The sequence below is a fragment of the Vibrio sp. 1402 genome (genome assembly GCF_033340275.1).
Genome location: NZ_JAWOWE010000575.1, coordinates 1 through 551, shown reverse-complemented (window position 1 = coordinate 551; position 551 = coordinate 1). Strand labels below are relative to the sequence as shown.

Here is a 551-nt window from a genome sequence, read left to right as displayed (position 1 = left end):
GCGACGTTTTGATTATTGATGATCACACCATCGACTTCGACACGTGCACCATTCAAGTTCAGTTCTTCAATGCCTTGGAATTGAGTTTGCGCATCGATAACCACTAATTTGTTATTTAGCAGTTGATCAGCATCATTCTCACAACGTTCGATTTCAAATGTTCTTGCATTCGCATCGTAATTTGACACATAACCTTCGCATTCAAATTCTTTGCCTTGCCATTGATGGTTGTCATCAAAATCTGGCGCTTCAAACTCAACGACGGTGGCAATGCGTTTGCCATTTCTCAAGACAGAAGAAACGTCGACTTCTTGGCCTTGTTTTAAACTCATTTTGCTACCGTCTTCGAATCGAGTTGCGTTATCAACAAAGAACGCACCGCGGTAGTTTAGTGAAAACTCGCTGTAATCGTTCGCAACCCAAGTGACGATGCCTTCCACATCGCTGTCGTTTTCTAGGTTGTCATAGCCTTCTATTTCGACGTCAGAGGCGACAAAAATATCCCCTTCCATTTTGCCTTCCGCTTCTACCCATTGACCTACTTTTAGTTG

Annotated in this window: 1 protein-coding gene; it reads right to left on the bottom strand. The window is 43.0% G+C overall.

Annotated features, from left to right (window positions below; genetic code table 11):
- Nucleotides 1-551: DUF5666 domain-containing protein (locus R7044_RS27330; protein ID WP_225456238.1), on the bottom strand; the 551-nt coding region annotated here is incomplete at both ends.